The organism is Streptomyces nanhaiensis (genome assembly GCF_046614825.1).
In the GTDB taxonomy this organism is placed as follows: Bacteria; Actinomycetota; Actinomycetes; order Streptomycetales; family Streptomycetaceae; genus Streptomyces; species Streptomyces radiopugnans.
In genome coordinates, this window is sequence record NZ_JBKJFM010000037.1 from 1 (window position 1) to 20707 (window position 20707).

The window sequence follows — 20707 nt, forward strand, 5'->3', positions numbered from 1 at the left end:
CCGCCACCGCCGCCGCGCCCAGCAGCACCGCCGCGCCCGCCCGCCCGCGCGCGGGCAGGACGGAGAACACGGGCAGCGCGGGCGCCGGGGAGTGGGGCAGCCGGCGCCACGCCCGGACCAGGAAGGCCGCGACGGCCACCAGGGCCACTGCGGAACCGCCGTACTGGAGCTGGTGGTAGAGGGGCACGCCCAGCACCCGCTCCTCCAGCACCGAGATCCACCGCACGCCCCACCGGTCCATGTGCGTGAACGAGTCCCACAGGACGTGGGTCGCGGCCCCCAGCGCCGCGGACACCCAGCACCACGCCAGGAGGGCGGCGAGCGGCCGGCCGCGCCAGGGACGGCCGCGGGTGAGCGCGTACGCCCGCCCCCGCGCCTTCTCGGGCAGCAGGGCCAGCAGCGGCTCCCGCAGCAGCAGCCACACCCCCAGCAGCACCGCCGCGAGCAGGACGTCCACGGTGACCGTGCCGAGCGCCGAGTGGGTGTACCCGCCCAGCCGCATGATCCGCGGGTCGGCGCTGGCCGCGTAGTACAGCGTGTCCGGGGCCAGCGTCCCGGCGACCAGCGCGGACGCCACCAGCGGCCCCCGCCCCCTCCCGTCCGCGCGGATCCCCGGCAGCACGGCGGCGGCGTGGCTGAGCGTGAACGGCATGCATCCCCCCGGGCCGTCTCGGTGCCCCCGGCCGCACCCTATCCGTACCGCCCGGCCGTCCGGGGCGGTACGGCGGTCCGGGGCGGCCGGACGGTACGGGGCGGTACGGAGCGGAGCCGTCCGGGACGGTCAGCCGTTCGGGGCCGGGAAGCGGAAGCGGCGCGCGGAGCGGGGCGGACGGGGGGACGCGGACGGCAGCGGACCGGCGCCCCGGTCCCAGGCCGCCCCGGCGGGGTCCCGACCGGAGTCGCCGCCGGCCGGGCCGCCGCCCGCCCCGGAGCCCGCCGCGGTCACGGCCGCCTCCGCCTCCCGCTCCCCCGCACCCGTCAGCCGCTCGTACAGCGCCTGCGCGTCCGCCGGCAGATCACGCCGCCAGCCGCACGCCACCACCGGCCACAGCAGCACCATCGCGCCCCCCAGCGCACACCGCACCCCCACCTCCACCCGGCATCCGCCCCCCTCCCACGGCCACAGCCGGAAGTCGAACCGCGGCACCTGCCATCCCAGCGGCGTCCACATCCGCTGCCCCTCGAACGACACCCGCGCCGGCGGCTCGCACACCACCCGGCGCAGCAGGCACTCCCGCCGCCGCCCCGGGAACCGGTACCGGTACTCCCCCTCCCGCGAATCCACCCGGCGCGCCGAGACCACGCCCGAGTGCCAGGCCGCCAGCCCGCACCCGTCGGCCAGGCGCCCGAACACCTCCTCCACCGGCAGCGGTATGGACACGTACACCCGCACCTGCGGCATCCGGCACCTCCAGCGAGCGACAGCGCCGGCCACGCGATCGGCCGAGCACCCCGGCCCGTCCGGGCCCACCTCTACACAGCCAGGCTGGAGGCGCACGCTCCCGGTGTCCTGCGGTCGGGAGCCGTTCGGGTTACGTCCGCGGGCGCTCCGCCGGCCGGGGGACGCCGTGAAGGCCGGGGGTGCCAGGGGCGCTGGGGGCACCGGAGGCGCTGGGGACGCCGGGGACGTCGGGGAGGAGCCAGCCGTGGTGGCCGGGCGCCGGGAGGACGAGGTGGGGCGGGGGCGTCCAGGTGTTCCCCGCCGCGGCCAGCGACCGGTACACGCCCCACCAGACGCTCGCCGGGGCCGTACGGGTGCTCATACGGCCGTCAGGGGCCGGCGCCCCCCGGAGCGGCCGTCCGCCGCGGAAGCCTCCTGGCCGGGGGCCTCCGGCGCGGGCGGGGCGTCGGCGCTCCAGTTCCACAGGCGGCTCACCGCGTCCAGGTCCAGAGCGTGCCCCTCCTCCCACAGCCGGGCCGCGGCGGTGAGCACCGACCGCCGGTCCTCCTCCGGGCCGCCGGGGCGGGCCGGCAGCATCGGCACAACCGCGCTGGCCTTCAGCCGCACCGCCTGGTGGCGGCGGGCGAACGCGGTGAGCGTCTGCCGGGGACCCGCCTCGACCAGCAGCATGTCGTCGGCCGCGAGCAGTTCGTCCAGCGCGGGCCTGAAGTACACGGTGTCGGTGAGCTGGCGCGCCCAGAAGTCCGGCCGCAGGGCGTCGTCGGGGCCGAGCGGGCCCCCGGTGTAGCCGGAGTAGAGGGGGAGCGCGGGCGGGCGCAGCCGTACGCCCCGGTAGGCGCGCTCGACGGCCTCGGACGCCGGCGCCATCGCCGGGCAGTGGAACGGGCTGGTGGCGGGGACGGCGACGACGGTGTGGCCGTCGGCGCGCAGCCGCGCCGCCACCTCGTCCAGCGGCGCGCGGGAGCCGGCCAGCATGGTCTGCCGGCCCGCGTTGACCGCGGCGATGGCGACGTCGCCGCGCAGGTACGGGCGCAGTTCCTCCTCGGAGGCGGCGACCGCGAGCATCCCGCCGGGCGGTATCTCCACCGCGTACCGCACCCGCTCGCGCATCATGCCGACGGCGTCCGGCAGCGACACCACGCCCGTGAAGACCGCGGCGACCAGTTCGCCGGCGCTGTGGCCGAGGAAGGCGGTGGGACGCACGCCCCAGCCGAGGACGGTGCGGCCGAGCGCGTAGTCCACGGCGAACAGCAGCGGCTGGGCGCGGCGCACGTCGTCGATGTCGATCGCGGGCGTGCGGGTGGTCCCGTCGGCCAGCCAGTCGGCCCGGACGTCCTCGCCGTCCTCGCCGAACAGGTCGAGCACGGCGTCCATGGCGGCGGTGAACACCGGCTCCCGGCCGTACAGCCCGGCCGCCATCGCGGTGTGCTGGGAGCCCTGGCCGGGGAAGAGGAGGGCGACCGGGCGGGGGCGGCCGGTGGCCACGGCCTTGGCCCCGAGCACCGCCCGGGCGGCCCGGTCGGCGGTGGTGACCGCCGCGGCGCGCACCGGGCCGGGCTCCTGTCCGCAGGGCACGGCGGTGGGCAGGACGGGGAAGGCCTCGGGGAAGAGCCGGTCGACCATGGGGCGCAGCTCACCGCGCACCCGGGCCTCGTCGGCCTCGTCCCGGCCGGACCACAGCAGCAGCCGTACGCCGCCGGGATCGGTGCTCCGGCCGCCGTGCCGCAGGGGGCGGACCACGGGTTCGTCGTCGGATGCGTCGAGGGTGCCGGGGGCGTCCGGTACGTCCAGTACACCCAGCACGCGGTCGCCGTCCGCGACGGCCTCGGCCGCGCGCCGCACGGCGTGGACGGTGACCGCCTCCGACCGGGGCTCGCCGAATCCGGCGACGAGTGCGAGGTCGACGTTCTTGGCGAGGAGTTCGCGGTGCGCCCGGCGCAGCGCGCGGCCGGGCGAGGAGGCGGTGTGCACGGGGAAGCCCTCGTGCTCCGCGCCCAGGCCCGCGGCGGTGCGGGCGGCGCCGACGAAGACGGCCGTACGCGCGGGCAGGTCCTCCGGCGAGCGGCCGAAGGCGCGCAGCACCGCGGAGACGGCGGCGGCGGTGGCCGTGACCGGTTCGCCGCGGCCGGCCTCCCCGGCCGGCGCGCCCTTGGTGCTGACCACGAGTCTGCGGACCACGGCGGTGTGTTCGGTGAGCGGCATGGGCCCTCCTGTCGGCGGCCGGATCCCCGGCGGCGGATGGCTTCGGAAAGCGGGAGGCGGACGGCTGGCGGCGGACGGCGGGTGTCGGGTGTCGGGTGCCCGGTGCCGGACGGGACGGGAGGTGCGGGAGGGCGGGGTGCGGAGAGCCGGGGCGGCCGCCCTGCCGGAGAGCGTTCGGCAGGGCGGCCCGGGGCCGGCTCAGGCGGGGGAGGCCTGGCCGGAGTTGATGAGGTCCAGCAGGGCGTGCGGGGTCTCGGCGTCGACGACCGCGTCGTCCGGTATCGCGATCCCGTACTCGCGCTGGATCTGGCCGATGACCTGGAGCAGGGCGAGGGAGTCGTAGCCGAGGTCGATGAACGGGGTGTCCAGGACATCGCCGTCCAGGTCCACGCCCTCCTCCTCGCCGGCGCTCTCGCGCAGCATCCGGGTCAGGTCGGCCAGGGTCACCTCGGTCTTCGTGGTGGTCGTGGACATGTTGGTTCCTCTCTGTGGTGTGCGTGGATGCGGCGGTGCGTGTGTGGGGGGTGGGGGGTCGGGGGCCGGCGGGACCGGCCGGGTCGGCGCGGCTCGGTCGGTAAGGCTCGGTCGGCGCGGCTCAGTCGGCGCGGCGCAGGACGAGCGCCGCGTTGAAGCCTCCGTGGCCGCGGGCCAGCACCAGCACGGTGCGCAGGTCGGCCTCGCGGGCGCCGGTGACCAGGTCGATCCGGTGGCCGGGGTCGGCCTCGGCGACACCCGCGGTCGGCGGGATGACGCCGTCGCGCAGCGCCAGCAGCGCGGTGGCCGCGTCCAGCGCGGCGCCTCCGGCGAGCAGCCGCCCGGTCATGCTCTTGGGCGCGGTGACCGGTACGCCGCGGGCACCGAAGACTTCCTCCAGCACCTTCGCCTCGGCCCGGTCCAGCTCGGGGGTGCCCGCCGCGTCGGCGAAGACGACGTCGACGTCCGAGGGGGTCACTCCGGCGTCGGCCAGGGCGTTCTCGGCGGCCCGGCGCAGCGCGGACGGCCGTCCGCTGCCGGGCGCGGGGTCGAGGGTGGCCGCGTAGCCGGCGACGGTGCCGTAGACGTGCTCGGCACCGCGCTCCCGGGCGGACTCGGCGTCCTCCACGATGAGGATCGCCCCGCCCTCGCCCGGCACGTATCCGCTCGCCTCCGCCGAGAAGGGCAGATAGGCGCGGGAGGGGTCGGACTCGGTGCTCATCAGACCGGAGGCGATCTGCGGGACCCAGCCCCAGGGGCACAGGGCCGCGTCGACGCCGCCGGTGACGACCACGGGCACGCCCTTGCGGACGTGGCGGCGGGCGTGGCCGATGGAGTCGACGCCGCCGGCCTGCTCGGTCAGCAGCACCCCGCTGGGGCCGCGCATCTTGTGGCGGATGGAGATCTGGCCGGTGTTGACGGCGTAGAACCAGGCGAAGGACTGGTACGCGCTGACGTACTCCTTGCCCTGGCTCCACAGGTTCTGCAGCTCGCGCTGGCCGAACTCCACCGCCCCGCCGGAGGCGGCGGTGACCACACCCATGCCGTACTCGGGCAGGTCGCCGGGGACGATCCCGGCGTCGGCCACGGCCCAGTCGGCCGCGGTGAGCGCCAGGCGGGTCATGTGGTCGGTCTGCGGCATCAGCCGGCTGGGGATGTGCTCCTCGGCGACGTAGCCGGGGACCTCCCCGCCGACGGTGGAGGGGTACTGGGACGGGTCGAAGCGGGTGACGCGCCCCAGGCCGCTCTCGCCGGCCAGGGTGGCCCTCCAGTAGTCCTCGGTGCCCAGGCCGTTGGGGGCGGCGATGCCCAGGCCGGTCACGACCGCGGTGGTCCGTACGGCCGGCGCGGTCGCAGCCGCGGGCCGTACCGCGGGCGCCGTCGGTGATGCGGTCATCGGGCACTCCTCTCCGGCCGGGCGAGCAGCATGGCGCTCTGGAAGCCGCCGAAGCCGCTGCCGACGCTGAGCACCGTGTCGGTCTTCCTCTCCCGGGCGGTCAGCGGGATGTAGTCGAGGTCGAGTTCGGGGTCCGGCTCGTGCAGGTTGGCGGTGGGCGGCAGGACGCCGTGCTCCATCGCCAGCGCGCAGGCCGCGATCTCCAGGGAGCCGATGGCGCCCAGCGAGTGGCCGATCATCGACTTGATGGAGCTGACGGGGGTGGCGTACGCGTGGTTGCCCAGGCTGCGCTTGAAGGCGCCGGTCTCGTGGCGGTCGTTCATCTTGGTGCCGGAGCCGTGGGCGTTGATGTAGTCGATCGCCGTCGGGTCGATGCGGGCCTCGTCCAGGGCCGCGTCGATGGCCTCGGCCATCTCGCGGCCGTCGGGCTTGAGACCGGTCATGTGGTACGCGTTGCAGCGGGCGGCGAAGCCCGCGATCTCCGCGTAGATGTGGGCCCCGCGCCTGCGGGCGCTCTCCAGCTCCTCCAGGACCAGGATCGCCGCGCCCTCGCCCAGGACCAGGCCGCTGCGGGTCCGGTCGAAGGGACGGCAGGCGCTCTCGGGCGTGTCGTTGCGGGGCGTGGTGGCGTGGATGGCGTCGAAGCAGGCCGAGGTGATGGGCGAGATCGGCGCCTCCGTCGCGCCGGCGATCATCACGTCGCAGGTGCCCTCGCGGATCAGCTCGACCGCGTGGCCGAGCGAGTCCAGGCCGGAGGTGCAGCCGGTGGAGACCACCGCGGCCGGGCCCTCGGCGCCGGCCTCCTGCCCCACCTCGGCGGCCATGGAGCTGGGCACGAAGTGGCGGTACAGCTCGGGCACCGCGTACTCGTGGTCGACGTTCCACTTGCGGCCGCCGTCGCTGACCACCACGTACTCGCGCTCCAGGCTGGTGGTGCAGCCCACCGCGCTGCCGAGCGAGGTGCCGATCCGGGACGGGTCGAGGGCGGAGACGTCCAGGCCGCTGTCGGCCAGTGCCTCGCGGGTGGAGACCACGGCGAACTGGGCGGCCCGGTCGAGCCTGCGGATCTCCTGCGGGCTCAGGCCCGCGGCCGCGGGGTCGAAGTCGCACTCGGCGGCGACCCGCGAGCGGAAGGGGGAGGCGTCGTAGAAGGAGATCGCGCGGGTCGCGGTGCGTCCCGCGGTGAGCAGCTCCCAGTACTCCTTGACGCCGACCCCGCCGGGGGCGACGACGCCCAGACCTGTGATCACGACTCTGCGTACCACCGCTTACCTCCCCTTCGACGGGACCGGATGCCGCTTTCGGCATCCGGCGGTTGGAACTGTGCGGGCCACTGCCGTTCCCTTCGTCCGTGACGCTCTCGTGGCGTTTGCTGAGGGTTTCGGCGGCCGGGGCGGTTCGGGGTTCGGTCCCTCGCCGCCCCGGTGCCGGGCCGGGCGACCGCCCGCTCGTGACGCGCCGCCGCTTCCGGTGACCCCATGGTTGAAGCCGCCCCTAGACGGCGACTCGCGCCCCTCTGGACGGGCCGGCTGCCACCGCTTCCGGGGGCCTTCGGGCACTACAGCGGGACGTTGCCGTGCTTGCGCTCGGGCAGGTCGGCCTGTTTGCGGCGGAGCATGGCCAGGGAGCGGGCCAGGACCCGCCGGGTGTCGGCGGGGTCGATGACGTCGTCGACCAGGCCGCGCTCGGCCGCGTAGTAGGGGTGCATCAGCTCGGACCGGTACTCCTCGACCAGTTCCGCCCGGGTGGCCTCGGGGTCGTCGGCGGCGGCGATCTGCCGCCGGAAGACGACGTTCGCCGCGCCCTCGGCGCCCATCACGGCGATCTCGTTGGTCGGCCAGGCGTAGGTCAGGTCCGCGCCGATGGACTGGGAGTCCATCACGATGTACGCGCCCCCGTAGGCCTTGCGCAGCACGACGGAGACGCGCGGCACGGTGGCGTTGCAGTACGCGTACAGCAGCTTGGCGCCGTGGCGGATGATCCCGCCGTGCTCCTGGTCCACGCCCGGCAGGAAGCCGGGCACGTCGATCAGGGTCACCAGCGGGATGTTGAAGGCGTCGCAGGTGGAGACGAACCGGGCGGCCTTCTCGGAGGCGTGGATGTCCAGCACCCCGGCCAGCTGCTGGGGCTGGTTGGCCACCACGCCCACCACCTGGCCGTCGATGCGCGCCAGTGCGCACACCACGTTGCGCGCCCAGGCCTCGTGCACCTCGAAGTACTCGCCGTCGTCGACGATCTCCTCGATCACCGCGCGCACGTCGTAGGCCCGGTTGCCGTCGGCGGGGACGAGGTCGGCCAGCGCCTCGCAGCGCCGGTCGGCCGGGTCGCCGCCGCGGACGGCGGGCGGCAGCTCACGGTTGTTCTGCGGCAGCAGGGAGAGCAGGTAGCGGACGTCCTCCAGGCACTCGGTCTCGTCGTCGTGGGCGAAGCCGGCGACCCCGGAGGTCGCGGCGTGCGCGTCCGCCCCGCCCAGCCCGTTGTGGGTGATCTCCTCCCCGGTGACGGCCTTGACCACGTCGGGGCCGGTGATGAACATCTGCGAGGTCTCGCGGACCATGAACACGAAGTCGGTCAGCGCCGGGGAGTAGGCAGCCCCGCCCGCGCACGGGCCCAGCATCACCGAGATCTGCGGGATGACGCCGGAGGCGGCGGTGTTGCGGCGGAAGATGCCGCCGTAGCCGGCCAGCGCGGTCACGCCCTCCTGGATGCGGGCGCCGGCCCCGTCGTTGAGGGAGACCAGCGGCGCGCCCGCGGCCCGCGCCAGGTCCATCACCTTGTGGACCTTGGCGGCGTGGGCCTCGCCCAGGGCGCCGGCGAAGACGCGGAAGTCGTGGGCGTAGGCGAAGACGGTGCGGCCGTGGACGGTGCCCCAGCCGGTGATGACACCGTCGCCGTGCGGCTTGCGGTCCTCCAGGCCGAAGCCGGTGGCGCGGTGGCGGCGCAGCGGCTCGATCTCGGTGAAGGTGCCCTCGTCGAAGAGGACCTCCAGCCGCTCGCGGACGGTGAGCTTGCCCTTGGCGTGCTGCCGGCGGGTGGCCTCCGGATCGGGGCCCCGGCCCACCTCCTCCTTGAGCCGGAGCAGTTCGGCGGTGGCCCGGCGCAGGTCGGGCCCGGGTTCCACCACCTGGTCCGGGGCTGCCTGCGATGCCGGTGCGCTCGTCGTGATGTCGTCGAGGATCGTCATCGGCCGAACGTAGGAACGCCGCCTAGAGGTCGGCTGGAGCAGCCGGGCCGCTTCCGCCCCGGTCGCCCCGGCCGCGCCGGTCAGCGCGCCGCGTGCGCCGTGGCGTCGAGCTGCGGGTCGCCGGAGAGCACCGCGTGGTGCAGCCGCTGGAGCTTCGGCGAGGGCTCCATGCCCAGTTCGTCGATGAGCGTGCTGCGCAGCCGCTGGTAGGACTCCAGGGCCCGCCAGGAGTTGCCCGAGCGGTGCAGGGCCACCATCAGCTGGGCGCAGAAGTTCTCGTGCATGGGGTGACGGGCCGACAGGACCCGCAGCTCGGGAACGAGTTCGGTGTGCCGGCCGAGCCTCAGGTCGGCGTCGACGCGGCGCTCCAGAGCCGCCATCCGGTCCTCCTCCATGCGCAGGACCTCCAGCTCCAGGACGCTTCCGACCCTCACGTCCACCAGTGCGGGGCCGTGCCACATCTTCAGTGCGCGGCCCAGCAGTTCGGAGGCCGTGCGGTCGTCGCCGGCGTCGTAGGCGGCCCGGCCGGACGCGGCGAGCTGCTCGAACTCCTGGACGTCCACCTGGCCGGGCTGCACCTGGAGCAGATAGCCGCCGTGCTGGGTGATCAGCACGTCCTTGGCCTCCCGCGCCGGGTCGTCCTCCAGCGCCACCGCGATCCTGCGGCGCAGCTGGAGTATGTAGGTCTGCAGGGTGGTGGCGGCGCTGCGCGGGACGTTCTCGCCCCAGATCTCCTCCATCAGGGTCGGCACGGTCACCACGTGGTCGGCCTGTAGGGCGAGCAGTGCGAGGATCTGCCTCGGCTTGGCGGCGCTCGGAACCACAGACACTCCCCGCTCCACCGCCGCGAGCGGACCCAGAACCTTGATCTCCATGGTGTGCTCTCCCCTTGTCGAGCCTTACCCGCCGGCAATCCGCCTGGCGGTTCCTCTCGGAGCATTGAGCGAGGCTCGCACGGTGCGGGAGCGGCGCACAGTGAGGCGCTCATGAGCGCGGTCGTGAAAATCTCATGGGTCGGTGGTGAACCCCGCACTGGGCCCCCGGGTGGCATGGATCACACAATCATCACGATTGATTCGAACGCCCGGTCGTCCGACTCACAGGGGGTCTTCAGATGCGAACCGACACGCCCGCCACCACCTCGACGGAGCACAGCGGCACGGAGGACCGGCGCTTCGCCGAGCTGGCCGTCCGAACCGGGCTGGAGCCAGGCCTGGAGGCCCGCTACACCGCCGACCCGGTCGCGGTGCTGGCCGGGTTCGGCCTGTCCGCCGCCGAGGCGCCCTACGGCGGCGTGCCGGACTCCGTGGCGATCCTCGCGGAGCTCGGCCTGTGCGCCTCCGAGCCGGCCTACGCCGGCGATCCGCTGCTCATCGAGGACCTGGAGCAGCTCGACGCCCGTGACGCCGAGCAGCTGGCCTGCTTCGGCTGCACCCGCGCGGACGCCTTCCACCTGGAGGTTCCGGGAACGGTGGGGGCGTGAGACAACGCGAGGAGGCTGCCGACGGCGGCCCCTTCGTGGGCTTCCGTCGCCATCTGCGGGCCGAGGTGGTGCCCGGCGAGGCGGTCTACCTGCTCTCGCCGCGCGGGGTCAGGGCGCTGTACGGCAGCCGGGCCGAGGTGCTCGCCCCGCTGCTGGACGGCACCCGCACCGTGGCCGGGGTGCTGCGCGAGGCCGGCGCCCTGGTCCCTCCGGCGGAGGCCGGCCGGATCATCGGGGAACTGGCGCGGGCCAACCTCGTCGGCTACCGGTCCGCTCCGGGTGAGGGGACCGACGTCTCGGCTGCGGCCTACTGGGAGCTGGCCGGCCTGGACGGCGGCGCCGCGGACGCGGCGCTGGCCCGCACCGCCGTACGGCTGGTCACCGTCGGCGGCGTGGACGGCGACCAGGCCCGCGCGGCCTGCGAGGAGTCCGGCCTGAGGGTGCTGGGTCCGCTCCCCGCGCCGGAGGGGGAACCGGAGGGCGGCGGGGGTGACGGCGGCGGAGGCGGCGGTAACGTTTTCTCGCTGGTGCTCTGCGACGACTACCTGGCCCCCGGACTGCGGTCCGTGGACGCCTGGCACCGCGAGCGGGGGCTGCCCTGGATGCTGGCCGGCCCGTACGGCCCCGAGCCCTGGGTGGGGCCGGTGTTCCGGCCGGGCTCGGGGCCCTGCTGGTCCTGCCTGGCGCACCGGATACGCATCCACCGCCGCTCGGAGGTGCCGCTCCAGCGGGCCATCGGCAGCGACGCGCCCCTGCCCCGCCCGTCCGCCTCCCTGGCGGCCGGGCGCGGGATGGGGCTGCGGATGGCGGTGCTGGAGGCGGCCAAGTGGCTGGCGGGAGTGCGCAACGAGGGGCAGGACGCCGTCCGCGTGCTGGACACCCTCACCCTGCGCACCGGCCAGCACACGGCGCACCGGCGCCCCCAGTGCCCGGAGTGCGGCGACCCGTCGCTGGTCTCCGGGCTGGTGCGGCGGCCGGTCGCCCTGGCGGCCCGGCCGAAGGCGGCGCGGAGCGGGAACAACGACCGCGCCCTCACCCCCGAGCAGGTCCTGGAGCGGTACGGGCACCTGGTGGACCCGGTCACCGGGATCGTGCGCGAGGTGCGGCGGGACGCCCGGCTGCCCGACGGCCTCAACTCCTACGTCTCGGGCCACAACCTGGCGCTGGACGCCCACACGCTCGCCGATCTCCGCGGCGGGCTGCGCAGTCTCAGCGGCGGCAAGGGCGTCACCGCCCTGGAGGCCGAGGTCGGCGCCCTGTGCGAGGCGGTGGAGCGCTACAGCGCCACCCGCCAGGGCGACGAGCCCGTGGTGTACGACAGCCTGCGGGGCCTGGGGGAGGGGGCGATCCACCCCAACGCGTGCCAGCTCTTCGACGAGCGGCAGTTCCGGGACCGGGAGAGCTGGAACGCCACCGCATCCCCCTTCCACCAGGTGTGCGCGCCCTTCGACGCCGACCGCCCGGTGGAGTGGACGCCCGTGTGGTCCCTGACGGACCGGGTCCACCGGCTGCTGCCCACCTCCATGCTGTATTTCGGCCACCGCGCCTCCCCCGGCTCGGGCGAGCCCCGCGCCGACTCCAACGGGAACGCGGCGGGCGGCAGCATGGAGGACGCCGTCGTCCAGGGCTTCCTGGAACTGGTCGAGCGCGACGCGGTGGCCCTGTGGTGGTACAACCGCACCCGCCAGCCGGCCGTGGACCTGGACGCCTTCGACGAGCCCTGGCTCACCGGGCTGCGGGACGTCTACGCACGGATGAAGCGGAAGCTGTGGGTCCTGGACCTCACCGCCGACCTGGGTGTTCCCGTGATGGCGGCGCTGTCGCGGCGCACGGACAAGCCCGCGCAGGACATCGTCCTGGGGTTCGGCGCCCACTTCGACCCCCGGCTGGCACTGCGCCGCGCGCTGACGGAGATGGGGCAGCTGGCCGCCTCGGTGGCCCGTGTCGGGGAGAACGGGGCCGGGTACGGTGCCGCGCCTCCCGAGCTGTTGTCGTGGTGGACCCGTGCGACCGTAAGGAATCAGCCATATTTGGCTCCGGACCAGTCAACGATCCCCCTCACCCCCTCCGACTACGCGCACACCCCTCGTCACGATCTGTACGACGATGTGGAGACAGCCCGATCCCTCCTCGAAGCCCGTGGGACGGAACTGCTGGTACTCGACCAGACGCGCCCTGACGTGGGCGTTCCGGTGGTCAGGGTGATCGCTCCCGGTCTGCGTCACTTCTGGGCGCGTTTCGCGCCGGGGCGCCTGTTCGACATACCGGTGACACTCGGCCGACTCACGCGCCCGACGGCCTACGAGAATCTGAACCCGATCCCGCTGTTCGTCTGATTTCGGACGCCGCTCCTCCTCGGTGGCCAGAGTCAAGCCATGGCCAATACGATGCGGTCAACTCGTGGTTCAACGTCATGGCTTCTGACCGAGGAGCAGCCAGGTGCACGACACCCCGGACAGCGCCGCCTCCTCCCTCCGGGCTCCCGCTCAAGCGGGGGCCCGGAGCACGTATTCACGGTGGTCGCAGGCGCGCCACCGGGAACTGCCCGCACCGAAGCTGGCCAGGACCATCGCGGTCGCCACCCTGGTGTACTACTCGGGGATCTCGCTGCTCAACGTCCTGCGCAGCGGTGCCGAACGGAGCCAGGTGCTGCTGTGCCTGGGGTGTGTGGCCGCGGTCTTCGTCTTCCAGTTCCTCCACATATCCCCCCGGGCGCAGCGCTGGTCGTTGAGGCGGCGCTGCGCGACCCTGCTGGCGCAGGCCGTACTGACCTATCTGCCGTTCCTCTTCTTCGGTCTCAACTGGGGGAGCATGGCCGGCCCGCTGGCCGGCTCGATGCTCCTCCTGCTGCCCGGCCGGGTGGCCTGGCCCTCCTACGGCGTGATCGCGGGCACCATGCTGGCCATGACCGTCTCGGCGGGTCTGGACTGGGTGACGATCGCCTATCTGACGACCTCGACCATGATGGCGGGGCTGATCCTCTACGGGACGGCGAGGCTGAGCGACCTGGTGGCCGAGGTCCAGGCCTCACGGGCGGAGATGGCCCGGATGGCGGTCACCGAGGAGCGCCTGCGGTTCGCCCGCGACCTGCACGACCTGCTGGGGTACAGCCTGTCGGCCATCACGCTCAAGAGCGAGCTGATCTACCGCCTGGTGCACTCCCGGCCCGACCGGGCGCGTGAGGAGATCGCCTCCGTCCTGGAGGTTTCCCGGCAGGCGCTGTCGGACGTGCGGCTGGTCGCCAGCGGTTACCGCGACATGTCGCTGGCCGCGGAGGCGGAGTCGGCCGCCGCGATCCTCTCGACGGCCGACATCCGGGCGGAGACGGACGTCTCCTGCGGCCGGCTGCACCCGGTCACCGACACCGTGCTCGCGACGGCGCTGCGGGAGGGCGTCACCAACATCCTCCGCCACAGCAAGGCCCAGACCTGCGTGATCTCGGTCGAGTCCGACGGGGAGACGGTGGTGCTCCGCCTGGTCAACGACGGGGTGGCCGGGCAGCGCCCGGACCGCTCCCCGCACAGCGGCAGCGGCCTGGGCAACCTCCGCACCCGGCTCGCGGCGATCGGCGGCGAGGTGGAGGCGGGGGTCCGCGAGGACGGCCGGTTCCACCTCGCCGCCCGGGCGCCCGCGCACCCCGCCGCGGCGGCGCACACGCCGGAGGCCGGGGGGCTGGGCACGGCGGACACCGCGAGATCCGCGGCCTGACACGAGCGTTCCGGTCCGGGGGCCGGACACCATCCTGGTCTGGGGGGCCAATGCTGTCGGTGAAGATCCTGCTCGCCGAGGATGTGCACATGATCAGGGGGGCCCTGGTCGCCCTGCTGGAGCTGGAACCCGACTTCAGCGTCGTGGCCGCAGTGGACCGGGGGGACCTCGTCGTGGAACGCGCCCTGGAGACCCGGCCCGACGTGGCCGTCCTGGACGTCGACCTCCCCGGTGTCGACGGACTCACGGCGGCGGCCGAGCTGCACGAGCGGCTTCCCGCCTGCCGGACCCTGATCCTCACCAGCCTGGGCCGCCCGGGCACCCTGCGCCGGGCCCTGGCCGCGCACGTCACCGGGTTCCTGCTGAAGGACGCCCCCTCCGACCGGCTCGCCCACGCCGTGCGCTCCGTGGCCCAGGGCCAGCGCGTCATCGACCCCCAACTGGCCCTGTCCGCCTGGGACTGCCCCGACAACCCCCTCTCCCCGAGGGAGCTGGAGGTGCTGCGGCTCGCCGCGCAGGGTGCCGACGCCGCCGAGATCGCCGGCACCCTCTACCTGTCCAAGGGGACCGTCCGCAACTACCTGACGACCATCGTCGCCAAGCTCAACGCCCGCAACCGCATCGACGCCGTGCGGATCGCCGAGGAGGCCGGCTGGATCCCCTGAAGCCGCGCGCCCCGGGGACCGGCCGTTCACGCCCGCGTTCCGGGCGCGGTCGGCGGGGCCGCCGCGCCGAGCAGCGCGTCGAGGAGGCCGGCGTCCAGGGCGGTGCGCACCGACAGGTCGGAGTCCTCGCCGAACCCGGAGTCGTACACGGCGGTGCCGACGACGTACTCCCCGGCGTCCCCGGCGCTCCCGCCGTCCCCGTCACCGTCCCGGCCGCCCGGGCCGCCGCCCAGCACGCCGGTGCCGAACGTCCACTCGCCACCGCCCGCCGGAGTGCCGTCGGGCCGCACCAGCCGGATCCGGTCAGCGCCCAGGTCGAAGCCGAACTCGGTGAACCGGAAGCGCAGCCCCTGGCCGAGCGCCTTGCTGTACGCCTCCTTCAGGGTCCACAGCCGCACCAGCGCGGCGTTGCGGTCGCCCTCCTCCCCCTCGTCCAGCCGGGCCAGCTCGTACGGGGTGCAGCCCTGGGACTCCGAGCCGGTGCCGGCCATCCGGCGGTCCGCCGACTCGACGTCCACCCCGATCCGGCCCCTGCGGGTGATCCCGACGACCAGCGTCTCGCGGGTGTGGCTCAGGCTGACGTCGATCTGGTCGCAGCCGCGCACGTACGGCCGCCCGCCGGGCTGGTACGCCAGGTCCACCTGCTCCGGAGCCGTGTCGATCGCCGCGGCGACCACGTGCCGCAGCAGCAGCCGGGATGCGGCGAAACGTTCCTTCATGAGGGGTCGCGACATCGCCTCGTAGCGGTGCCAGTCCCGGCCCAGCATCCGGCGCAGCGCCGCGTCCCCGTCCGGCGGCCGCCAGTCGGGCAGCCGTCCGGCCACCACCGCGCTCCCCCGGTGCGCCAGTTCCCCGCGGACCCCTTCCCAGGGGCCGCGGGGGCCCGCGGCCCTCAGGAGGACCGGCGCCCCTCCCCCGTGCCCCCCGCTTCCCGCGGCATCCCCGGAAGGCGCCATCTCAGCCCTCCGCCAGGGACGCGGAGAGCGGACCGGCGTCCAGCTCGGACAGCACTCCGGCGAGGTCCACCGCGTTGCTCTCCGGCCCGCGGCACACGGCCAGGCAGACCGGCCCCCGGCTGCCGCCCATGCGCCGCACGAAGGGGGTGAGGACCGCCTTGGGACCGATCTCGACGACATGGGTCGGGGTCTGCTGGGCGAGCAGCTGCCGGGCGGCGTCGGCGAACCGCACCGTGGAGGTGATCTGGAGGGACCAGTAGGGGGCGTAGAGCGGCTCGCCGGTGTAGCCGCCCCGCACCGTGGAGTAGAACGGCACCCGCGGCGCGCCGCCGGGCAGTCTCCGGGCCACCTGCTCGAACCGCGGCAGGACCGGCGCCATCAGCGGGGAGTGGAAGGCGTGCGTGACCTTCAGCGGGGTGGCGGCGATGCCGCGCGCGGCCAGCTTCTCCTGGACCCGCTCCAGACCGGCGAGTTCACCCGACAGCACGGTGGCCTTCGCCGCGTTGACCGCCCCGATGCTCACCCCGGGCTCGCCGGACAGCAGCTCGACGGCCTCGTAGGCGGGGGCGCAGGTGGCCGTCATCCCCCCGCCGGAGGGCAGGTACTGCATGAACGCGCCCCGCAGCGCCACCAGTTGGGCGGCGGCCTCCAGCGTCAGCGCCCCGGCGGCGGTGGCGGCGGCGAACTCGCCGATGCCGTGGCCCAGCACCGCCACCGGGCACACCCCCGACTCCTCCAGCGTGCGGGCCAGGGCGTACTCGACGGCGAACAGGGCGGGCTGGGTGAACGCCGTCTGGTGGATCCGCGCGTCCCCGCTGAGGATCAGGTCGACGACCGACAGGCCGGTGTAGGGCAGCAGCGCGTCGGCCGCCTCGTCCAGGTGCGTGCGGTAGCCCGTGGAGTGCAGGTACAGGCCGGCGGTCATGCCGGGGTGCTGGGATCCCTGCCCGGTGAAGACGAACGCCGCGCGCACCCGGCCGTCCCCGCCGGGCCGGGGGTCCCGCAGCGCCAGGTACCGCGCCAGGGCGCGCACGGTCGGGTACGCCCAGACGTCGGTGGGGTCGATCAGCGGGCCGAACCTCTCCTCGATGTCGCCGTAGAGGCTGAGCGCGGCCACGGAGTCCAGACCGTGCTCGGTGAACGACACGGCCTCCTCCACCGGCCGGTCGAGGTAGTGGGCCAGGCGCTCCGTCAGCCATTCCGCGTACGCCTGCTCGCGCACCCGGCTGGGGGGTACGGACATCTCGCGCTCCTTTTCAGCGGCTCGGAAGGGGGGTGGCGCGGAGGGCGGTCAGGCCAGGTCCGTGCCGTAGAGGTCGTAGCTGCGCCGTCCGTGCAGCCGTGCCAGGACCTCGGCGAGCACCCGGCTCTCGCACGCGGCCGGACGCTCCGGGAGCGGCAGCCCCAGCCGCCGGCACAGGCGGTGGAGGGCCGCGGTGGGCCAGGCGGGATCGGCGAGGAAGGCGCCGGCGGGCCCGCCGGCGCCGGAGCGCTGCTCCCGCCACACGCCTAGGCAGGCGGCGGCGGCCAGCACCAGGGCGTACCGGTCGGCCAGCGCGAAGCTGCGCGGATCGACCAGGGCGGCGCGGTCGTCCGCGCCGATCCCGGCGAAGGCCGTGCGCAGCTCGCCCAGTTCGGCGACGAGGGTCCGGGTGAGCGCGCCGAGCGCCTTCCGGTCCCCCGGGGCGATCCCGCCGGACACCGCGTGGTCCGGGCCGTCGGAGCCCAGCAGGCCGTCGGTGGCCACCAGGGTCGCGGCGAGCGGATCGCCGTCGCCCAGCAGGGCGGCCCCGGCCGGCTCCAGCGGCGGCAGTTCGCCGTGGAGCCGGAACAGGGCGGCGGGCGCCTCGGCGTCGGTGAACCACACGTGCCGCGCGAAGAAGGGCAGTTGGGGAAGGAGGCTGACCTGGCGGCCCGCGCTGCCGGCGTGGCCCAGCGAGGTGACGGGCAGGTCGCGCAGCTGCTTGGCGAACATCGCGTACGCGCCGTCCTGGGCGAGGCTCTCCTCACCCAGGACCGCGGACATCTCGTCCATCGACTCCGCGATGATCTTCGGGGCCAGATAGGCCGCCGCGGCGGCGTACGCGCTGGTCTGCCGGGGCATCAGATGCAGCCCGCGGGTGGCCACCAGGGCCAGGCAGTCGCTCAGCAGCAGGTCGAGGAAGGCGCCGGTGAGGACGTCGCGCACGTGCTGGACGTCCAGCGGGGAGCGCCCCCCGGCCCGGCGGCGCACCGCGAAGCGGGCCACCGTGCGCAGCGCGGTGTCCGCACCGGCCAGCACGATGGACGGGATCAGGCCCCGGATGAGCAGCGAGGAGCGCAGGGACAGCTCGTAGCCGCCGCCGAGCCCTCCGACCAGCGCCCCGGCCGGCACCGGGCAGCCGGTGGCCCGCAGCCCGCCGAACTCGGTGCCGCGCATCCCGTTGGTGGAACGCCGGGCGAGGTCGGTCAGCCGGCCCTCGGGCAGCCCGGTCCGGTCCAGCAGCATCACCGAGTGGCTGCGTCCGCCGCCGCCCTCGGAGGTGCGCGCGAAGACGACGAGCCCGGCGGCCCGCGAGGCGTTGGCGATCACCGGCTTGCTGCCGTCGAGCAGGAACCCGCCGCCGGCGGCGGGCCGGGCGGTGAACTCCTCGCGGACGAAGTCGTTGCCGTGCGCCACCTCGTGCCGCACCACGGCGACGCGGCGGCCCTGGAGCAGGTGCCCGGCCACCTCGGCCCGCTGCCCGGCGCCGCCGGCGATCCAGACGGGGGCGGCGGCGAAGAAGCAGTTGAGCCCGTAGCCGAAGCCGAGCGAGGCGTCCCGGCGGAAGACCGGCCGCAGCACCCGGCCCAGGCCGTCCATCCGCGACAGCGCGCCGCCCAGCTCCACGGGAACGAACTCGGCGTTGAAGCGGTGGGCGTCGAGGACCTCCTCCGCCCCGGCCGGCGTCCTGCCCTCCGCGTCGGCGGCCAGGATCGCCTCCCGGCCCAGCGGGTTGGCCGGGTCGTCCAGCGGGCCGAAGGCGCGCTCCAGCGCGTCGGCGCGGTCCTCGTACGCCCCCATCACCGTGCCCCGGCCGTCATCAGTTCCCTGACCTCGGGCAGGATCTCCTCGTGCAGCGGCCGCAGTTCGCCGCGGAGGAACAGGCCGCGCATCGCGGCGCGCTCCACCTTGCCGCTGGTGGTGCGGCGCACCGTGCCGGGGCGCACCAGCAGCACCCCGCCGGGCCGCACCTCGAACTCCTCGGTCAGGCGGTTGCCCACCGCCGCGGCCAGCGCGGCCAGGTCTATGTCGTACCGGCCGCGGGCGCGCAGCTCCTGGACGACGACGATCCGGTCCCGGTCGCCGGACACCGCGAACGCGGTGGCGGCCCCGAACAGCGAACTGACCCGCTGCACCGTGCGCTCCAGGTCCTGCGGGTAGAGGTTGCGGCCGGCCACCACGATCATGTCCTTGAGCCGGCCGGTGACGTACAGCTCGCCGTCCACGACGGTGCCCAGGTCCCCGGTGCGCAGATGGCCGCCGTCCCCGTCCGCGGTGCGTCCGCCGAAGGTCAGCGCGGTCTCCGCCGGGCGGCCCCAGTAGCCGCGGGCGACACCGGGGCCGCGCAGCCAGATCTCCCCGATGCGGCCCTCGGGCAGCACCTCGCCGCTCTCGGGCTCCACCACGCGCAGTTCGCCGTCGGCGGCGGGACCGCAGGAGACCAGGGTGCGCCGCGCGGCGCCGGGGGCCGGGGCGCGCAGTTCGTGGCGCTCCAGAGCGGCGGCGTCCACGACGATCCGTGCGGGCTCCCCGCCGGGCCCGCACACGGCGCCGGTCGCCAGCAGGGTGGCCTCGGCCAGCCCGTAGCAGGGGGTGAGCGCCCCGGGCCGCAGCCCGGCCGGGGCGAAGCGCTCGGCGAAGGCGCGCAGGGTCTCGGCGCACACCGGCTCGCCGCCGCTGACGGCGGTCTCCCAGCCGGACAGGTCCAGGCCCGCGAGCTGCTCGTCGGTGATCCGGCGCAGGCACAGGTCGTACGCGAAGTCCGGGGCGCCGCTGACGCGCACGCCGTACCGGGAGATCGCCTCCAGCCAGCGCACCGGCCGCTTGACGAAGGCGGCGGGGGCCAGCAGCACGGCGGTGCCGCCCAGCCACAGCGGGTGCAGTAGCTGGCCCACCAGCCCCATGTCGTGGTGGAAGGGCAGCCAGCCGCCCAGCCGGTCGCCGGGCCGGGTGCGCAGGGCGCGGCCGATCGCCGCCTGGTTGGCCATGATGTTGCCGTGGGTGACCACCACGCCGCGGGGGTCGCGGGTGGAGCCGGAGGTGTACTGGAGGAAGGCCACGGAGTCGGGGCCGAGATCGGGCCTGTGCCACGGCCCCGCACCGGGGACGGCGTCCACCGGCAGGCAGGCGACGTCCCCGTACCCGGCGCGGGCCAGCAGCCGCGAGACCTCGGGGGCTTCGGCGGCCTCGGTCAGGGCGATCCGCACGGCGGCGTCCTTGACGATGCCGGTCACCCGCTCCTCGTGGTGGCGGCGGCCGCCCGCGGGCGGTACGGGGACCGCGACGGCCCCCGCGTACAGGCAGGCCACCAGGCTGACGGCGAACAGCCGCCGGCAGGACTGCAGGACCAGCACCCGCTCGCCCCGCGCCCCGTGCTCCTGGAGCCAGCCGGCCAGCGCCCTGGCCTCCCGGTCCAGCTCCCCGTAGGAGACGGTCCGGGCGGTCTGCTCACCGCCGGGGCCACTGGCCTCGTCCAGCAGGACGAGCGCCGCCCGTCCGGGCGTCTCCCGGACCCTGGACAGAATGAGATCGGTGAAGCTCCGGTAACCGTTCATCGCCTCCCCCTCGCGTGCCGTCGTGGCCGCCGCGTCCGCGGCGCCGGCCCGTGTGACTCCTCCGGGAAGGTACGAACACCCTCTCGAACCGGGCTCGACATCCCCCGGACCGCCGGCGCCTCCCGGGGCCCGGGCACGCCGCCCGGTCCGGCGGATCCGCGCGCTGCCGTGCCCGCGGTCATGCCCGCGACCATGCCGTGGGCGGGCGGTAGCCGGCCCACCCGGCGGACCAGGCGGCGCGGACCGCGGACGCCTCCGGACCGCCGGCGTCGGCCGCGGCCTCGGGTCCCCCCGGATCGCCCGCGTCCGCCGGCTCCCGGTGGGCCGACAGCGCCAGCAGTACGGCGGTGACGGCGGCCAGCTCCCCCGCGTCGGGGTTTCCCCGTACGACGGTCAGCAGGGCCTGTGGTGTGTCGTTGGCCATGCGGGCAGGGTGCGCC

The 20707-nt window shown here is 75.1% G+C and carries 18 protein-coding genes; 4 read left to right on the forward strand and 14 right to left on the reverse strand.

Annotation, left to right across the window (positions count from 1 at the left end; all coding sequences use genetic code 11):
- From ACLIYP_RS11445 to ACLIYP_RS11485, 9 genes are all read right to left on the reverse strand, one after another.
- A partial coding sequence (locus tag ACLIYP_RS11445) for a DUF4184 family protein (protein ID WP_412713022.1) occupies nucleotides 1-652 on the reverse strand: 652 nt, incomplete at its 3' end.
- A 129-nt stretch (nucleotides 653-781) separates the two neighbouring features.
- A complete protein-coding gene (locus ACLIYP_RS11450) occupies nucleotides 782-1402 on the reverse strand; it encodes an SRPBCC family protein (RefSeq protein ID WP_412713023.1) in 621 nt (206 codons plus the stop codon).
- Between the two features lie 130 nt (nucleotides 1403-1532).
- Nucleotides 1533-1763, reverse strand: a complete 231-nt coding sequence (locus ACLIYP_RS11455) for a hypothetical protein (RefSeq protein ID WP_412713024.1) — start codon at nucleotides 1761-1763, stop codon at nucleotides 1533-1535.
- Nucleotides 1760-3604: an acyltransferase domain-containing protein gene (locus ACLIYP_RS11460; RefSeq protein WP_412713025.1), complete on the reverse strand. Its 1845-nt coding sequence runs from the start codon at nucleotides 3602-3604 to the stop codon at nucleotides 1760-1762. The genes ACLIYP_RS11455 and ACLIYP_RS11460 overlap by 4 nt, the downstream gene beginning before the upstream one ends.
- Nucleotides 3605-3802: 198 nt before the next feature.
- Nucleotides 3803-4078: an acyl carrier protein gene (locus ACLIYP_RS11465; RefSeq protein ID WP_093657622.1), complete on the reverse strand. Its 276-nt coding sequence runs from the start codon at nucleotides 4076-4078 to the stop codon at nucleotides 3803-3805.
- 121 nt (nucleotides 4079-4199) lie between these two features.
- Complete coding sequence (locus ACLIYP_RS11470; RefSeq protein WP_412713026.1) at nucleotides 4200-5474, reverse strand: ketosynthase chain-length factor; 1275 nt, start codon at nucleotides 5472-5474, stop codon at nucleotides 4200-4202.
- Complete coding sequence (locus tag ACLIYP_RS11475; RefSeq protein ID WP_412713027.1) at nucleotides 5471-6739, reverse strand: beta-ketoacyl-[acyl-carrier-protein] synthase family protein; 1269 nt, start codon at nucleotides 6737-6739, stop codon at nucleotides 5471-5473. Before ACLIYP_RS11475 ends, ACLIYP_RS11470 begins: the two co-directional genes overlap by 4 nt.
- Before the next feature lie 293 nt (nucleotides 6740-7032).
- A complete protein-coding gene (locus ACLIYP_RS11480; protein ID WP_412713028.1) occupies nucleotides 7033-8658 on the reverse strand; it encodes an acyl-CoA carboxylase subunit beta in 1626 nt (541 codons plus the stop codon).
- Between the two features lie 80 nt (nucleotides 8659-8738).
- A complete protein-coding gene (locus ACLIYP_RS11485; RefSeq protein WP_093657614.1) occupies nucleotides 8739-9533 on the reverse strand; it encodes an AfsR/SARP family transcriptional regulator in 795 nt (264 codons plus the stop codon).
- A gap of 239 nt (nucleotides 9534-9772) precedes the next feature.
- On the opposite strand from ACLIYP_RS11485, the gene ACLIYP_RS11490 reads away from it, so the two are divergent.
- The 4 genes from ACLIYP_RS11490 (at nucleotide 9773) to ACLIYP_RS11505 (ending at nucleotide 14514) form a co-directional block, all read left to right on the forward strand.
- Nucleotides 9773-10141, forward strand: a complete 369-nt coding sequence (locus ACLIYP_RS11490; RefSeq protein ID WP_412713029.1) for a hypothetical protein — start codon at nucleotides 9773-9775, stop codon at nucleotides 10139-10141.
- Nucleotides 10138-12477, forward strand: coding sequence for a TOMM precursor leader peptide-binding protein (locus ACLIYP_RS11495; protein WP_412713030.1), 2340 nt, complete (start codon nucleotides 10138-10140; stop codon nucleotides 12475-12477). Before ACLIYP_RS11490 ends, ACLIYP_RS11495 begins: the two co-directional genes overlap by 4 nt.
- 103 nt (nucleotides 12478-12580) lie before the next feature.
- Nucleotides 12581-13849 carry a sensor histidine kinase gene (locus ACLIYP_RS11500; protein WP_412713031.1) on the forward strand — a complete coding sequence of 423 codons (1269 nt, stop codon included), beginning with the start codon at nucleotides 12581-12583 and terminating at the stop codon, nucleotides 13847-13849.
- A gap of 50 nt (nucleotides 13850-13899) precedes the next feature.
- Entirely contained in the window at nucleotides 13900-14514 is a 615-nt protein-coding gene (locus ACLIYP_RS11505) for a response regulator transcription factor (protein ID WP_412713032.1), read from the forward strand.
- Between the two features lie 26 nt (nucleotides 14515-14540).
- Here the strand turns inward: ACLIYP_RS11505 and ACLIYP_RS11510 are convergent, their stop codons facing one another.
- The 5 genes from ACLIYP_RS11510 to ACLIYP_RS11530 form a co-directional block, all read right to left on the reverse strand.
- The gene (locus tag ACLIYP_RS11510) at nucleotides 14541-15338 is read right to left on the reverse strand and encodes a 4'-phosphopantetheinyl transferase family protein (RefSeq protein WP_412713033.1); all 798 of its coding nucleotides are present in this window, start codon (nucleotides 15336-15338) and stop codon (nucleotides 14541-14543) included.
- A 133-nt stretch (nucleotides 15339-15471) separates the two neighbouring features.
- Nucleotides 15472-16713, reverse strand: a complete 1242-nt coding sequence (locus ACLIYP_RS11515; protein ID WP_412713034.1) for an acyltransferase domain-containing protein — start codon at nucleotides 16711-16713, stop codon at nucleotides 15472-15474.
- A gap of 48 nt (nucleotides 16714-16761) precedes the next feature.
- Nucleotides 16762-18513, reverse strand: coding sequence for an acyl-CoA dehydrogenase family protein (locus ACLIYP_RS11520; protein WP_412713035.1), 1752 nt, complete (start codon nucleotides 18511-18513; stop codon nucleotides 16762-16764).
- Nucleotides 18513-20267, reverse strand: coding sequence for a fatty acyl-AMP ligase (locus tag ACLIYP_RS11525; protein WP_412713036.1), 1755 nt, complete (start codon nucleotides 20265-20267; stop codon nucleotides 18513-18515). The genes ACLIYP_RS11520 and ACLIYP_RS11525 overlap by 1 nt, the downstream gene beginning before the upstream one ends.
- Nucleotides 20268-20445: 178 nt before the next feature.
- Nucleotides 20446-20691 (reverse strand): acyl-CoA carboxylase subunit epsilon, encoded by a 246-nt coding sequence (locus tag ACLIYP_RS11530; protein ID WP_412713037.1) that lies wholly within the window; start codon nucleotides 20689-20691, stop codon nucleotides 20446-20448.
- Nucleotides 20692-20707: the final 16 nt, after the last annotated feature.

Excerpts from the sequence above, each read along its gene's own strand:
- ACLIYP_RS11450 (WP_412713023.1), bottom strand. The coding sequence starts at position 1,402 with ATGCCGCAGGTGCGGGTGTACGTGTCCATACCGCTGCCGGTGGAGGAG.
- ACLIYP_RS11455 (WP_412713024.1), bottom strand. The coding sequence starts at position 1,763 with ATGAGCACCCGTACGGCCCCGGCGAGCGTCTGGTGGGGCGTGTACCGG.
- ACLIYP_RS11460 (WP_412713025.1), bottom strand. The coding sequence starts at position 3,604 with ATGCCGCTCACCGAACACACCGCCGTGGTCCGCAGACTCGTGGTCAGC.
- ACLIYP_RS11465 (WP_093657622.1), bottom strand. The coding sequence starts at position 4,078 with ATGTCCACGACCACCACGAAGACCGAGGTGACCCTGGCCGACCTGACC.
- ACLIYP_RS11470 (WP_412713026.1), bottom strand. The coding sequence starts at position 5,474 with ATGACCGCATCACCGACGGCGCCCGCGGTACGGCCCGCGGCTGCGACC.
- ACLIYP_RS11480 (WP_412713028.1), bottom strand. The coding sequence starts at position 8,658 with ATGACGATCCTCGACGACATCACGACGAGCGCACCGGCATCGCAGGCA.
- ACLIYP_RS11485 (WP_093657614.1), bottom strand. The coding sequence starts at position 9,533 with ATGGAGATCAAGGTTCTGGGTCCGCTCGCGGCGGTGGAGCGGGGAGTG.
- ACLIYP_RS11490 (WP_412713029.1), top strand. The coding sequence starts at position 9,773 with ATGCGAACCGACACGCCCGCCACCACCTCGACGGAGCACAGCGGCACG.
- ACLIYP_RS11505 (WP_412713032.1), top strand. The coding sequence starts at position 13,900 with ATGCTGTCGGTGAAGATCCTGCTCGCCGAGGATGTGCACATGATCAGG.
- ACLIYP_RS11515 (WP_412713034.1), bottom strand. The coding sequence starts at position 16,713 with ATGTCCGTACCCCCCAGCCGGGTGCGCGAGCAGGCGTACGCGGAATGG.
- ACLIYP_RS11520 (WP_412713035.1), bottom strand. The coding sequence starts at position 18,513 with ATGGGGGCGTACGAGGACCGCGCCGACGCGCTGGAGCGCGCCTTCGGC.
- ACLIYP_RS11525 (WP_412713036.1), bottom strand. The coding sequence starts at position 20,267 with ATGAACGGTTACCGGAGCTTCACCGATCTCATTCTGTCCAGGGTCCGG.
- ACLIYP_RS11530 (WP_412713037.1), bottom strand. The coding sequence starts at position 20,691 with ATGGCCAACGACACACCACAGGCCCTGCTGACCGTCGTACGGGGAAAC.